The organism is Mesorhizobium montanum, assembly GCF_033977145.1.
Lineage (GTDB): Bacteria > Pseudomonadota > Alphaproteobacteria > Rhizobiales > Rhizobiaceae > Mesorhizobium > Mesorhizobium montanum.
This window is the reverse complement of the sequence record NZ_JAVIJF010000006.1, coordinates 270,875-284,403: the sequence shown is the minus strand read 5'-3', so window position 1 is coordinate 284,403 and position 13,529 is coordinate 270,875. Positions and strand designations below refer to the sequence as shown.

General features: G+C 64.2%; 15 protein-coding genes. 4 read left to right on the top strand and 11 right to left on the bottom strand.

All coding sequences use genetic code 11. From position 1 onward, the window contains the following. Positions 1 to 13: 13 nt before the first annotated feature. The 5 genes from uvrA to RFM68_RS10775 all read right to left on the bottom strand — a co-directional run bounded on the left by uvrA (position 14) and on the right by RFM68_RS10775 (position 5,487). Positions 14 to 2,935, bottom strand: a complete 2,922-nt coding sequence (uvrA, locus tag RFM68_RS10795) for an excinuclease ABC subunit UvrA (RefSeq protein WP_320232761.1) — start codon at positions 2,933 to 2,935, stop codon at positions 14 to 16. Between the two features lie 763 nt (positions 2,936 to 3,698). Then, complete coding sequence (locus RFM68_RS10790) at positions 3,699 to 3,980, bottom strand: hypothetical protein (RefSeq protein ID WP_320232759.1); 282 nt, start codon at positions 3,978 to 3,980, stop codon at positions 3,699 to 3,701. A 75-nt stretch (positions 3,981 to 4,055) separates the two neighbouring features. Further along, entirely contained in the window at positions 4,056 to 4,661 is a 606-nt protein-coding gene (locus tag RFM68_RS10785) for an ATP-dependent Clp protease proteolytic subunit (protein WP_320232757.1), read from the bottom strand. Positions 4,662 to 4,687: 26 nt separating this feature from the next. After that, the gene (locus RFM68_RS10780) at positions 4,688 to 5,176 is read right to left on the bottom strand and encodes an SRPBCC family protein (protein WP_320232755.1); all 489 of its coding nucleotides are present in this window, start codon (positions 5,174 to 5,176) and stop codon (positions 4,688 to 4,690) included. Then, positions 5,173 to 5,487: an ArsR/SmtB family transcription factor gene (locus tag RFM68_RS10775; RefSeq protein WP_320232753.1), complete on the bottom strand. Its 315-nt coding sequence runs from the start codon at positions 5,485 to 5,487 to the stop codon at positions 5,173 to 5,175. The genes RFM68_RS10780 and RFM68_RS10775 overlap by 4 nt, the downstream gene beginning before the upstream one ends. 236 nt (positions 5,488 to 5,723) lie before the next feature. Between RFM68_RS10775 and ssb the strand changes: the two genes are divergently transcribed. Genes ssb through RFM68_RS10760 form a run of 3 tightly spaced genes read left to right on the top strand, consistent with a single transcriptional unit; the run spans position 5,724 to position 7,135 of the window. Next, positions 5,724 to 6,248 carry a single-stranded DNA-binding protein gene (gene ssb / locus RFM68_RS10770; protein ID WP_320232751.1) on the top strand — a complete coding sequence of 175 codons (525 nt, stop codon included), beginning with the start codon at positions 5,724 to 5,726 and terminating at the stop codon, positions 6,246 to 6,248. Between the two features lie 32 nt (positions 6,249 to 6,280). Then, the gene (locus RFM68_RS10765; RefSeq protein WP_320232749.1) at positions 6,281 to 6,679 is read left to right on the top strand and encodes a DUF2306 domain-containing protein; all 399 of its coding nucleotides are present in this window, start codon (positions 6,281 to 6,283) and stop codon (positions 6,677 to 6,679) included. Between the two features lie 30 nt (positions 6,680 to 6,709). Beyond that, positions 6,710 to 7,135: an OsmC family protein gene (locus RFM68_RS10760; protein ID WP_320232748.1), complete on the top strand. Its 426-nt coding sequence runs from the start codon at positions 6,710 to 6,712 to the stop codon at positions 7,133 to 7,135. A gap of 36 nt (positions 7,136 to 7,171) precedes the next feature. Here the strand turns inward: RFM68_RS10760 and RFM68_RS10755 are convergent, their stop codons facing one another. The 3 genes from RFM68_RS10755 to RFM68_RS10745 all read right to left on the bottom strand — a co-directional run bounded on the left by RFM68_RS10755 (position 7,172) and on the right by RFM68_RS10745 (position 9,030). Further along, entirely contained in the window at positions 7,172 to 7,549 is a 378-nt protein-coding gene (locus RFM68_RS10755) for a nuclear transport factor 2 family protein (protein ID WP_320232746.1), read from the bottom strand. An 8-nt stretch (positions 7,550 to 7,557) separates the two neighbouring features. Continuing rightward, positions 7,558 to 8,187, bottom strand: coding sequence for a MarC family protein (locus RFM68_RS10750; protein ID WP_320232744.1), 630 nt, complete (start codon positions 8,185 to 8,187; stop codon positions 7,558 to 7,560). 309 nt (positions 8,188 to 8,496) lie between these two features. Beyond that, on the bottom strand, positions 8,497 to 9,030 hold the full coding sequence (locus RFM68_RS10745; RefSeq protein WP_320232742.1) for a hypothetical protein: 534 nt from the start codon (positions 9,028 to 9,030) through the stop codon (positions 8,497 to 8,499). 85 nt (positions 9,031 to 9,115) lie between these two features. Between RFM68_RS10745 and RFM68_RS10740 the strand changes: the two genes are divergently transcribed. Continuing rightward, the gene (locus tag RFM68_RS10740) at positions 9,116 to 9,943 is read left to right on the top strand and encodes a helix-turn-helix transcriptional regulator (RefSeq protein ID WP_320232740.1); all 828 of its coding nucleotides are present in this window, start codon (positions 9,116 to 9,118) and stop codon (positions 9,941 to 9,943) included. Between the two features lie 85 nt (positions 9,944 to 10,028). On the opposite strand, the gene RFM68_RS10735 is transcribed toward RFM68_RS10740, so the two are convergent. From RFM68_RS10735 to RFM68_RS10725, 3 genes are all read right to left on the bottom strand, one after another. Then, on the bottom strand, positions 10,029 to 10,898 hold the full coding sequence (locus RFM68_RS10735) for a PQQ-dependent sugar dehydrogenase (protein WP_430694842.1): 870 nt from the start codon (positions 10,896 to 10,898) through the stop codon (positions 10,029 to 10,031). Between the two features lie 267 nt (positions 10,899 to 11,165). After that, on the bottom strand, positions 11,166 to 11,789 hold the full coding sequence (locus RFM68_RS10730) for a ParB-like protein (protein WP_320232736.1): 624 nt from the start codon (positions 11,787 to 11,789) through the stop codon (positions 11,166 to 11,168). Beyond that, entirely contained in the window at positions 11,786 to 13,489 is a 1,704-nt protein-coding gene (locus RFM68_RS10725) for a SulP family inorganic anion transporter (RefSeq protein ID WP_320232735.1), read from the bottom strand. Before RFM68_RS10725 ends, RFM68_RS10730 begins: the two co-directional genes overlap by 4 nt. Between the last annotated feature and the right edge of the window lie 40 nt (positions 13,490 to 13,529).

Genomic DNA, 13,529 nt, shown 5'->3' with positions numbered 1-13,529 from the left:
TCAGCCTCCGTGACTACTCCGCCGCTTCGCGCTTGCCTCCGGGGCGGCGCTCCAGAAGCTCCTTCAGGAACTGACCGGTGTAGCTGCGCTTCTCGCGCACGATCGCTTCCGGGGTGCCTGACGCGACCAGCTCGCCGCCGCCGTCGCCGCCTTCGGGGCCGAGATCGAGCACCCAGTCCGCGGTCTTGATCACCTCGAGATTGTGCTCGATGACCACCACCGTGTTGCCTTGGTCGACCAGCTCGTGCAGCACTTCGAGGAGCTTGGCGACGTCGTGGAAATGCAGGCCGGTGGTCGGCTCGTCGAGGATGTAGAGCGTCTTGCCGGTCGCCTTGCGCGACAGTTCCTTGGCGAGCTTGATGCGCTGCGCCTCGCCGCCGGACAGTGTCGTCGCCTGCTGGCCGATATGGATGTAGCCGAGGCCGACCTGCTTCAGCGTCTCCAGCTTGTCGCGCACGCCGGGCACCGCGGCGAAGAAGTCGACGCCTTCCTCGACCGTCATGTCGAGCACGTCGGCGATCGACTTGCCCTTGAACAAGACGTCGAGCGTTTCGCGGTTGTAGCGCTTGCCGTGGCAGACGTCGCAAGTGACGTAGACATCGGGCAGGAAGTGCATCTCGATCTTGATGACGCCGTCGCCCTGGCAGGCCTCGCAGCGGCCACCCTTGACGTTGAAGGAGAAGCGGCCAGGCTGATAGCCGCGCGCCTTGGCCTCGGGGAGCCCCGCAAACCAGTCGCGGATCGGCGTGAAGGCGCCGGTATATGTGGCCGGGTTGCTGCGCGGTGTGCGGCCGATCGGCGACTGGTCGATGTCGATGACCTTGTCGAGGAACTCCAGCCCCTCGATGCGGTCATGCTCGGCCGGATGCTCGCGCGAACCCATGATGCGGCGCGACGCCGCCTTGAACAGCGTCTCGATCAGGAAGGTCGACTTGCCGCCGCCGGACACGCCGGTAACCGCGGTGAAGGTGCCGAGCGGGATCTCCGCCGTCACGTTCTTGAGATTGTTGCCGCGCGCGCCGACGATCTTGATGCGCCGGTTCTTTTTTGCCTCCCGTCGCACGCCGGGCGTCGCCACTTCGAGTGCGCCCGACAGATATTTGCCGGTGATCGAATTGGGATTGGCCATCACGTGCTGCGGCGTGCCTTGGGCGATGATCTCACCGCCATGGATGCCGGCGGCCGGACCCATGTCGACGACGTAGTCGGCATGCAGGATGGCGTCCTCGTCATGCTCGACGACGATCACCGTGTTGCCGATGTCGCGCAGGTGCTTCAGCGTGTCGAGCAGGCGCGCATTGTCGCGCTGGTGCAGGCCGATCGACGGCTCGTCGAGCACATAAAGCACGCCGGTCAGGCCGGAGCCGATCTGCGAGGCGAGCCGGATGCGCTGGCTCTCGCCGCCCGACAGCGTGCCGGAATTGCGCGACAGCGTCAGATAGTCGAGGCCGACATCGTTGAGGAAGCGCAGCCGCTCGCGGATTTCCTTGAGCACGCGGACCGCGATCTCGTTCTGCTTGTCGTTGAGATGCGCCGGCAGGTCGGTGAACCACTGGTCGGCCTTGCGGATCGATTGCTCGGTGACCTCGCCGATATGTTTTCCGGCGATCTTCACGGCGAGCGCTTCCGGCTTCAGCCGGTAGCCGTTGCAGGCCGGGCAGGGTGTGGCCGACATGAAGCGCTCGATCTCCTCGCGCATCCAGGCCGATTCCGTTTCCTTCCAGCGCCGGTCGAGATTGGGGATGACGCCCTCGAAGGTCTTGGTGGTCTTATAGGAGCGCAGGCCGTCGTCGTACTGGAAGGTGATCTCGCGCTCGCCGGTGCCATGCAGCACGGCCTCCCGCGCCTCGGCGCTCAGATCCTTGAACTTGTCGCCGAGCTTGAAGCCATAGGCCTTGCCGAGCGCGTCCAGCGTCTGCGCGTAATAGGGCGATGTCGACTTGGCCCACGGGCTGATGGCGCCGTCGCGCAGCGAGACGTTCTCGTCCGGCACGACGAGGTTCACGTCGATGGCGCGCTGGCTGCCGAGGCCGTCGCAGGTCGGGCAGGCGCCGAACGGATTGTTGAAGGAGAACAGCCTGGGCTCGATCTCGGGAATGGTGAAGCCGGACACCGGGCAGGCGAATTTTTCCGAGAACATGATGCGCTCATGCGTCTCGTTCTTCGACTTGTTGACCGAGTCTTCGCCGGTCTGGCTGGCGTCGAGAGGCCGGTCGGCGAACTCGGCCACCGCGAGGCCTTCGGCGAGCTTCAACGCGGTCTCCATCGAGTCCGCAAGCCGGGTCGCCAGATCGCCACGCACGACGATGCGGTCGACGACGACGTCGATGTCGTGCTTGTACTTCTTGTCCAGCGCCGGCACGTCGGCGATCTCATAGAAGACGCCGTCGACCTTGACGCGCTGAAAACCCTTCTTTTGCAGTTCCAGGAGTTCCTTGCGATATTCGCCCTTGCGGCCGCGCACGATCGGCGCAAGCAGGAACAGGCGGGTGCCTTCTTCCAGCGCCAGCACGCGGTCGACCATCTGCGACACCGTCTGGCTTTCGATCGGCAGGCCGGTGGCCGGCGAATAGGGAATGCCGACACGCGCGAAAAGCAGGCGCATATAGTCGTAGATTTCGGTGACGGTGCCGACCGTCGAGCGCGGGTTCTTCGACGTGGTCTTCTGCTCGATCGAGATGGCGGGCGACAGGCCGTCGATCTGGTCGACGTCAGGCTTCTGCATCATCTCGAGGAACTGCCGGGCATAGGCCGACAGGCTCTCGACATAGCGGCGCTGGCCCTCGGCATAGATGGTGTCGAAGGCGAGCGACGATTTGCCGGAGCCCGACAGGCCGGTCATCACGATCAAGCTGTCGCGCGGCAGGTCGAGATCGACGTTCTTCAGGTTGTGTTCGCGCGCCCCGCGAATGGAAAGGTATTTATGGTCGGCCATCGCCGGTCGCCGCCTCAGATCTGGAATTTGCTGGATTGGGCGGGTTCGTCCCGGCCAACCCCTATGTAGGTATTTTCGCCGCCACGTCGAGAGACGCCACAATTCCCGACAGAAGCGTTTAACCGTCTTTCGCGCGAGCGGGCAAGCGGAAAGAACAAAGGCCGAACACGCTCCTGACAAAGCGTTGTGGAAACAATCGCGTTAGGCGCTGTGGAAACAATCGCTGCCCCGGCGCGCTGCTGGCGCAGCGAAACACTCGATTTACCTGCGCGTAACCTCCAGGCGATCACATTTTTCAGTAACCGGCTATTCAACGGTTGACGTGTCGGGCCCATGGGAGCAGTCTCGAAGGCGTCAACGAAGCCGGCCGTCTTTCGATGGCCTCGCCGCCCAACAGGCGACCTGCGAGACGCCGCAGGTGATAGCGATTAGCGCTTCGAACGACATTGTCGCAACGGACCCAGGAGCGGAGCATGACGCCACCGGACAGTCCCTTGAGGCTCCACACCGAGATGGAGCCGCGGCGGGCATAAGTGCCAGGGCGGACTTGAAACGCCAGCCCGACAAACCGTGACTTGCCGATTCCCAACAATCAGAGACCATAGTCGGATCGTCGGCTGAATGCCGCGGTGCATCCGAAACAGAACGCCGGCAGTCCACTCCCGGCTAAAGTTGGATTTCAGATCCATGAAGCCCCATCCATCTGCCAAGCAGGGATGGGGCTTGCATTTTGTGGGGCGCGCTTTGCTGGCGGGAAACGCCCTCAGTGGTTTGGCGGCCTGATGCCGCCCGTCGCCATGTCGATGGTGATGCTGCCGCCGATCCTGACATCGGTATTGCCGATCTTGAACGAGCCGTCGCTGCCGGCCGGCAGCGCGTCGTCCGGCTCGGGCTGCGGCGCCGGCTTGGCAATGCGGTAGTCGCCGCTGACGCCAGGAAGCTTCTGCGCCTGGCTGTCGTCGGCAAAGGCGGCGGTGCCGGCGATCAGCGCGCCGGCAAATGCGGCGAGGACAACGCATTGTCTGGTTTGCAGCAGCTTGGTCATGAGCGAACCATAGAGGCGCGGGCGGTGCGATGCCATACGCCCGGCAATCAATTCCGCGCGTAATGGCTCGAGACGTCAGGCCGCCTTCTTGCGCGTGTCGTAGACGTGGTCGACGAGGCCCCAGGCCTTGGCTTCCGCGGCGCTCATGAAGTAGTCGCGGTCGAGCGTGCGTTCGACCTCCTCGTAGCTCCGGCCGCAGTGCTTGGCGTAGAGCTCGGTCATATGCTGCTTGGTGCGCACGATATCCTCGGCATGGCGCTGGATGTCGGAGGCCTGGCCCTGGAAGCCGCCAAGCGGCTGATGCAGCACGATCCTTGTGTTGGGCAGCGCGATCCGCCGCCCCGGCGCGCCGGCCATCAGCAGGAAGGAGCCCATCGACGCGGCAAAGCCCATGCACACCGTCGACACCGGGCAGGAGATGTACTGCATCGTGTCGTAGATGGCGAAGCCGCTGGTCACCATGCCGCCCGGTGAGTTGATGTAGATCGATATCTCCTTGTCCGGATGGTCGGACTCCAGCGACAGCAGCTGCGCGCAGACCAGCGCCGATACGTTGTCGTTGATCTCGCCGTTGATGAAGACGATTCGCTCGCGCAGCAGCCGCGAGAAGATGTCGAAGGCGCGTTCGCCGCGGCTCGACTGTTCGATGACCATCGGCACCAGATTGGCCAGAGCGCTCATGGCGGATATCCTCGGTTTTCTGTTGATCAGGCCGCGCGCAGCATTGAGCCGGCTCGGCCGCTCATGCAGGGTGCATTGGCGGCGGTTGGGTTCTTGCGCGCATAGAGCGAGAGCCCGCAGCCGGCGCCGGCAATGGCAAGCTCCGCCACCGGCACGAAGCCGTCATGGACGATGCGCAAATGTGTGCCGCCCGAGGCGGTGCGCGCCAGCGTGAAGGTGACGACACTGTCGAAGGCGGGAAGCCGGTCGGCATCGTTGGCAGCGGGCCGCTCGCGCCACGAATAGCGCAGCAGCTTCCCGGGCTCGGCCTCGATCACCTCGCATTCGATCGGCGCATCCAGTCCGGCAAAGGCGAAGCGGCTGCCGGGCTCCGCCTTCATGTCGTTCGGCATCATCCAGGCCGCCAGCAGCTCCGGCTCGGTCAGCGCCCGCCAGACTTTTTCGGGCGGATCGGCAAGGTCGTATTCGAAGCTGAGCGGCGCCGCGGTCGCCGTCGGGTTTTCTGCCTTGGTCATTGGTCCATTCCCTTCAGAACGGTCTTCAACTTCTCGACGCGTTCCGGCCAGAAGGCGCGGTAGCGTTCGACCCAGCCGAGCAGCGGGTCGAGCCCTTGCGGATCGGCGCGGTAATAGGCGTTGCGGCCGGCGCGCCGCTCGACCACAAGACCGGCGCCGCGCAACACGGCAAGGTGTTGCGAGACCGCCGGCTGGGACACGCTCATGCCGGCGCGCAACTCGGTCACGGTCATCTCGCTGGCGGCCAAGCGCTCGTAAACGGCGCGTCGCGTCGGGTCGGCCAGGGCGCGGAAAATCTCTGCCTCGATCATGGGTAAAGCATAAGTCGATACTTATTGATTTGGCAAGCGGCTATTTGATCGCCATATCGAAACGCACGTTCAGACGCGGCCATTGCTGACATTCCTTGACAGAAAGGGCGGTTACGACTAGAACGAAAAGAGAACAAAAACCTTGTGGGAAAAGCCAGCCTTTGCGGGCGTGAGCGACCCATAGGCTGTAAGGTGAGCGACTTAAAATTTGTTTCGGATGAGCGCGGAGAAGTACGATGGCGGGTAGCGTCAACAAAGTCATTCTGGTCGGCAATCTCGGGGCGGACCCTGAAATCCGCCGCCTGAATTCGGGCGAGCCGGTCGTCAACATTCGCATCGCCACGTCGGAAAGCTGGCGCGACAAGAACTCGGGCGAGCGCAAGGAAAAGACCGAGTGGCATAATGTCGTCATCTTCAACGACCAGCTCGCCAAGGTGGCCGAGCAGTATCTGAAGAAGGGCATGAAGGTCTATGTCGAGGGCCAGCTGCAGACCCGCAAATGGCAGGACCAGACCGGTGCCGACAAATACACGACGGAAGTCGTGCTGCAGAAATTCCGCGGCGAATTGCAGATGCTCGACGCGCGCGGCCAGGGCGAAGGCGGCCAGGTCGGCAATTATTCCGGCGGCGGCAGCAGCCGGGGTTCCGATTTCGGCCAGTCGGGCCCGAACGAGGGCTTCAGCCGTGGCGGCGGTGGCGGTTCCAAAGGCGGCGGTGGCGGCGGCTCGTCGCGCGAGCTGGACGACGAGATCCCGTTCTAAGCCTCTCGAAATGGCCGTTTGAGGACGACGCGATGTCGCTCGGACCGCTTCTGTCGGCGCCTCGTCCCATTCCATGGCATGCCTTCGCGGCCTTTGCCGCTTTAGCCATCGGCGGCGTCCAGCTGGCGCTGCCGAAAGGCACCACGCGTCACCGCGTGCTGGGTTACAGCTGGGTGGCGCTGATGCTGGTCATCGCCATATCGAGCTTCTGGATCCAGCAGATACGGATCATCGGTCCGTTCAGCCCGATCCATCTCCTATCGATCATGGTGCTGGTCACCGTGCCGCTGGCGACGTGGTACGCGCACAGGCATAAGGTGGCCGCGCATCGCGGCGCCATGATCAAGCTCTATCTGTTCGCGCTGGTCGGCGCCGGAATCTTCACGCTGCTGCCCGGCCGGATCATGCACGCAGTCGTGTTCGGCCAATAGGGCGACAGAAACCTCGTAAGGAAGATCAACGTGAAAGCACGCGTCAAATGGGTCGAGGAACGCACCTTCGTCGGCGAGTCTAGCAGCGGCCATAAGGTGGTGCTGGGCACAGCGCATGGGCCGGATGGCCGGACGCCGGGACCGAGCCCGATGGAGCTCGTGCTGATCGGCACCGGCGGCTGCTCGGCCTACGACGTCGTCCACATCCTCGAGAAGGGGCGCGAAGCGGTCGAGGATTGCGTGGTCGAGCTCGACGCGGACAGGGCCGAGACCGACCCCAAAGTGTTCACGCGCATCCATATGCATTTCATCGTCAAAGGGCGTGCCCTGTCCAGCGACAAGGTGAAAAGGGCGATCAATCTTTCAATCGAAAAATACTGTTCGGCCTCCGCCATGATGGCCAAGACCGCCACGCTCACGCATGATTTCGAAGTGATCGATACGACGACGCGGTGAGGCAGGCGACTGCTTCATTGAGAAACGCCTTCAGGCTCATGAGCCTGGTGAAGCTGCCCGGGTTCCCTGGTGGAACACCAGCCGCCAATCCCCGTCGCGGTGTTTCCAGACGGAGCTGCGCAACGACGCGACGGCGTTCTCTGCCCTGGGTCGCAGGCGATAGGTGGGGAGCATAACCTCCGGAGCCAGCTGAACCGCTCTGATATCGGTCATCTCCAAGTGATCATTGGGAGCCGGTTCGTCCGTCGAAGCCGTCAACGTCGCCAGGATTGATCGCTTGTCGTATTCGTAACCAGACTTGCCGAATTCGATCATGCTGTCGTCGAGAACGGCGTCGAGAAAATCCGGATCGGAGCGGGTTGGCGCCTTCAGCAGGGCGAGTTCCAGTTCCACAATCCTGGGATCGACAGCCATTTCCAATGTTATCCTACCATCAATGCCTTGATGCCGTCAGCCACGAACTGCACGGCGAGCGCCGCCAGGATGACGCCGAGCAGCCTCGTCAGGATAGAGCGGCCGGTCTGGCCGAGAATGCGGTCGATGCGTTCCGACAGCACGAACACCAGAAAGGTGATCACAAGACAGATTGCAATGATGCCGACAAGCGCCGCTTGCGCGGCAAAACCCTCGAAATGTCCCGACAGCAGCACGGTGGCGGAAATCGCGCCGGGGCCGGCGATCAGCGGGATCGCCAGCGGGAAGGCGGCGATGTTGTGGATCATGTCCTTGGTGATGGCGACGTCGCCGATCTTCTCCTTGCGGTCCTGGCGGCGCTCGAACACCATTTCGAAGGCGATGAAGAACAAGAGAAAGCCGCCGGCAACGCGGAAGGCCGGCAGCGTTATGCCGAACACCGACAGGATCGAGGCGCCGGCAACCGCAAACAGCGCCATAACCAGGAAGCCGATCACCGAGGCCCGCACCGAGACCTGCTGGCGCTCGTCGCGGTTCATGCCGCGCGTCACGGCGAGGAAGAGCGGCGCCAGTCCCGGCGGGTCGATGGTCACCAGGATGGTGACGAAGGCGTTGAACAGGCTGTCGAAACTCGGCATCGCTGGTCCCCTCCCGGGCGAAGCCCAGGCTCGGCAATTGGTAGAGCAAAGCGGGAGCGGTGGAAACCGGCGGAAGGAGATGGTTTCGCGAACGTTGTGGAAGTCGGCGGGACAGCGCCCCCCTCTGCCCTGCCGGCCATCTCCTCACTTGGGGGGAGCTATCGCCGTCGCTCTCTCCAATCGCCAACACTGCAGGAAGAGCGCCGTCGCCGAAACTGCCAATCTCCCCCCTCGTGGGGGAGATGCCCGGCAGGGCAGAGGGGGGGCGCGAAGGATCGCGCCCTTTCATTCCGAGCGACTTTTCAAGGACTATCCGGTTTCATTCGCCCGCCGCGCCAAAAACTCGACCTCCATGCGCCAGGTCGCGCCGCCGTCATGCGAACGCTCGCCGAGCCAGCGAAACGAGTCCTCGGTGATGCGCGAAAAGCTCCAGCGCACCGAGGCGCCGGTGCCGTCGGCGCCGATCTGGACGATCGTGTCGCCCTCGGCCCGGCCGAGTTGCCGGCTATAATACTGGTTGCGCGGATCGCTCCAGAAGATGTGCCATCCGTCCGCGCCCGGATCGTAGACGCGCAATGTGGTGCCGTAGAAGGTCCACGGCCCGAGCGAAGTCTGGGCACCAGTGTTCCGCGCGGGCAGGATCCAGACGTCCTGCACGGCCCTGCCTTCCAGAACCCAGCCGAAATGCACCTCGCCGCGCCCCGTGAGTTTGGTGCCATCCTCGAGAATGCGCGTGGCGTCGAATGTCCAGGCCCCGATGAAGCGGCCGTAGAGCTCCAACTTTCCGGCAAGGCCTGGATTGGGGCCGTCGCTGTGCAGGGCCTCGGCAAAGGGATCGGTCATGGCTGCTGCCTCGTTTGTCAGGAGAGGGTGAGCAATAGCGGAATGGCAGGGTTCTTCGCTTGGGAAAAATTGCTATCTTTCAGTCATGACGACCACACAGAACACTCTGGCTTCCGGATCTGGCTGGCAGGTGTCGGACGTGGTGTGCACCGCCGTCGCCGGCGATAAGCCGTTCGAGGAAGAGCATCGCGGCTTCTGCGTCGCCGCGGTCACCAGGGGCACGTTCCGCTATCGCACCCGCCAGGGCACGGCGATGCTGGCGCCGGGCGCCTTTCTGCTCGGCAATCCGGGCGCCTGTTATGAATGCGGGCATGAACATGGCGCCGGCGACCGGTGCCTATCCTTCCATTTTTCGCCGGCCTATCTGGAGAGCGTGGCCGGATTGCCGGGCACGAAGCGGCTCGGCTTTGCCGATCCGCGCCTGCCGCCCTTGCCGGCGATGACGCCTTTGCTGGCCGAGGCGGAGGCGGCACGCGAAACAGGCGACGGCGACGCATTCGAGGAACTCGGCCTGCGCATTGCCGGCGCGGTGGTCGCTGCCGCGACCGGTTCTTCCCGCGTTGCTCGGACACCCAGCCGCCGCGACCAGAAGCGCGTTGCCGAGGCTGTGCGCCTGATCGAGCTCAATGCCGAGCGGCCGCTCTCGCTGACCGAGCTCGCCGACGGCACCGCGACCAGCCCGTATCATTTCCTGCGCACGTTCCGGCACGTTGCCGGCATGACGCCCTATCAATTCCTGTTGCGCACAAGATTGCACAGTGCTGCGGTGCGGCTGCGCAGCTCGGACGCGGCGATCTCGACAATCGCTTTCGATGCCGGCTTCAACGACCTGTCGACCTTCAACCGCAGGTTCCGGCGCGAAATGGGGGAATCGCCCGGCGCCTATCGCGTCAGGCGATCCGGCATGCGATAGAGCCGGACGTATTTTGGCTGGCAACTTCGCCTATGACTGGGGGCGCCTCCGGTGCCAGGGTCAGAACTTGGGAAGATGTCGTGTGTCATTGCTTGAAGACGTAAATCGCGCCTCCGCTGTCGTCGGATACGAGGACGGAGCCATCCGGCGCTTCCTTGACGTCTACGGGGCGACCAACGCCTCTGACGAATGTCGCTACCGAGACAGGGCGGCCGCCCTGGAAGCGCACGCGCACGACCTCGCGGCCGACCGGGACCGTCCTGTTCCAACTTCCGTGCTCGGCGACCAAGGCGTCGCCGCCGAGGCTGTGGAAGAAATGGATTCCTAGCGTTGCAACGTGGGCCTGGAAGTCGAAGACGGGCGGAATCTGCTGCGCGGGTGGCCGCGCGCTCTCGAATCCCTTGAGCCGGATTCCGCCACCGAAATAGGGAAAGCCGTAGAAGCCGCCGGGCCGAAGCTCGTCTAACTCGTCGGGCGGGATGTTGTCGCCCATCCGGTCGGCGCCGTTGTCGGTGAAGAACATGGTGCCGCCGTGCCAGTCGAAGCCGACCGAATTGCGCACGCCCCAGGCGACGCGCCGAAAATCGGACCCGTCCTGCTTCATGCTGACGATCGTGCCTTGCAGCCCGTGCGTCAGGCATATGTTGCAAGGTGAGCCCAACGAGACATAAAGCCGGGAATCAGGGCCGACGGCGATATAGCGATAACTATGGACCCCCGAGTTCGCTAACCCCCGGCGTATGTCGCGCCTGCCACTCAGAGCGCCGCCGGTTCCGATATCGAAGGCGGTCACGCTGTTCCTTGAGGCTACGAACAGACGATTGCCGGAGCATGCGACACCGTTTGCAGCCGAGAATCCGGAGGCGGCCACTCGGGCGCGCCCCCCGGACACTGGCAGGGAATAGACCGAAGAGCCTTTGGTGCCGACGAACAGCATCTCGCCGCAGACCGCCATTTCGCGCGCGGCTGGAACGCGGGCAAGAAGCGCAGCCTGCGCCGCGCCGAGGTCCAAACCGGAGGCGACCGTCGCAATCGAAGCGAAAGCGAGAGATCGAATTCCAGCGGAAAGCAATCCGGTCCTGAGGGAAAGGACGTCCATTGCCGCCTCCACACGCAAGCAGGGTCTGCTGGAGGGAATTGGAGCGGCTTATTCCCGTTTCAAGTCGGAGCCACCAGTACTGCGGCGACAGGCAAGGCACGGAGCTTGCCGGCCTGGCCGCCGTCAGTCCGATGTCGGGCCGCACCAGCCAGGCAGATAGTCGGCGTCCTTGCCCTTGGCGAGCGCCAAGGCCTCTTTCATCGCCTTGTCGAAGTTCTTCGCAACCGCATTGCGGTCGATGCGCCGGCGCAGGAAATCCGCCCAGATGAATTCGCTGAACGGCGTCGTGTCCTTGGCGTAACCGCCCAGCCGGCGCAGTTCGCCGGCGAGGCTGCGGTAAGGATCATCGACTAGTTCGCCGATTGTCTTTGGGATCGCCGAATAATCGCGGCGCCGTCCGTTCTCGTCGAACGGGTGCATCCAGCCGCGGTTGTCGAGCACGAAAAGAAACGCGTCCTTGTCGAGCGCGGACAGGTCGCTGATCACGGTCACGAGCACGTCCTTGACACCTTCCTCGAGCAGGGCGCGGGCGAGATGATGATGATCGGTGACGTAGTTGCGATTTTTGGGACCCAGCACGACCGGCACCATGTGCTTGCCGAGAAAAGCGCCGGTCTTCTGTTTCGCGTCTTGCGCCCGGATCATCTGGCGCTTCAACTCGACCTCCCTCATGCCGACCGTGATCTGCGTCGGCCGCAAGTCCTCGACCGGGACCGGCGTTACGATGGGTTCTCGCGGGTCAATCATGGCACTCCACCCTGTTCTTGCTGCTGCGGTTTGCCCGGACCAAGTGTTTTGATCGCCGCGTCGACACTGTGGAATATCCGCTGCGTGCCGACAATTTCGGCGATGCCGAACCGCCTCAGCGCCGCCTGCGCGCGCAGCGATTCCATGCGTGCGATTGCAAAGACCGCGCCCTTGTCGCGACAATGGCGGATGGTGTCGATCAGCGCCTGGGCGGCGGTATAGTCGATCTCGACGATGTTGCTGGCCTCCAGCACCACCAGCTTCACGTCCTCGCTCCTGGCGTCGATGAGGTCGCGCAGGCCACGCTTGAAACGGTCGGCGTTGACGAAGGAAAGCGGCGCCTGGAACGCCGCCACCAGCACGCCGGGGTGCTGCTCGCCCGCGCCGGAATTGCTCGGCGGCCACCAGACCGAGGTGCCCGGCACCTGCGCCAGCTCGATCGGCTCGGTGCGCGTCGAGCCCCAGATGCCGTGCAGCAGCGACAGGCCGATACCTATGGCGACGCCGGTTTCGATCGGCAGGACGACGATGGCGATCATGGTGATCAGGATCAGCGCGAACTCGACCGGCGCCTGGCGATAGACCTTGGCGAATACCTGCCAGCGCAGGATATGCTGGGCCACGAACATCAGCACGCCGGCAAGGGCGGCCTGCGGCACGTTGGCAAGCAGGCTTCCCCCAAAGAGGCTGAGCGCCAGCACGATGGCAGCCGCGATCAGGCCCGACAGCTGCGAGCGACCTCCTGTCTGGGCGACGATGGCCGTGCGCGGCGGGCTGGCGTTCACGGCAAAGGCGCCGAACAGGCCGGCCACGATGCTGCCCGCGCCGACGCCGACGAAATCGCGGTTGACGTCGGGCGCTTCGCCGTCCGGCGGCGCGAAGGAGCGGCTCGTGGCCGCCGTCTGCACCATGACGACAATGGCGATCAGCAGCGCGAGCGGCACAAGCGCCTGCGCATCCTGAAAGTCGGCGGTCGGCATGCCGGGAGCCGGCAACCCGTTGGGCAAGGCGCCGAGCACCTCGACGCCCCGGTTCGTCAGGTCGAAGGCGATGACCGCAAGCGTCGCCAGAACCATGCCGACCAACGCTGCCGGGATTCGGGCGCTGATATGCTCCGAGGCGAAGACGAGGGCGAACACGCCAAGTCCGAGCGCCAGGCTCCATGGATTGGCGAGGGGGAGATTGGCGGCGATTTCACCGACGCGCCGAACCGTCTCGCCACTTTGCGGCGGCAGGCCGAGCAGACCCGGCAATTGCGAGACGATGATATGGACGGAAATGCCGGCAAGGAAACCGGTCGTGACCGGCACCGACAGGAGATCGGCAATCCAGCCGAGACGGAAAATGCCGCTGAGCGCCACCAGCAGCCCCACCATCAGCGCCAGCATGGCCGCCAGCGCCAGATAATGCGGCGAGCCGGAGGTGGCGATCAGCGCCAGGCCGCCGGCGAATAATGGCGTGATCGTCGAATCCGCGCCGGCCGACAGGTGGCGGTTGGCGCCGAACAGCGCGAAGGCCACCGAGCCGGCGACAAAGGCGAAGAAACCGATCTCCGGCGCGAAGCCGCCGAGTCGCGCCGTCGCCATCTGTTCGGGAATGGCGATCGCCGCGAGCGTGATGCCGGCCGCCAGATCGCCGTTGAGGTCCTTGAGGCTCCAGCCAGCCAGCGCCCGTAAAGGCAGCCATGAGGCCAGGTTCATTGCGCTTGCGGTTTTTGCCCGATCCATGACCGACCTTGCC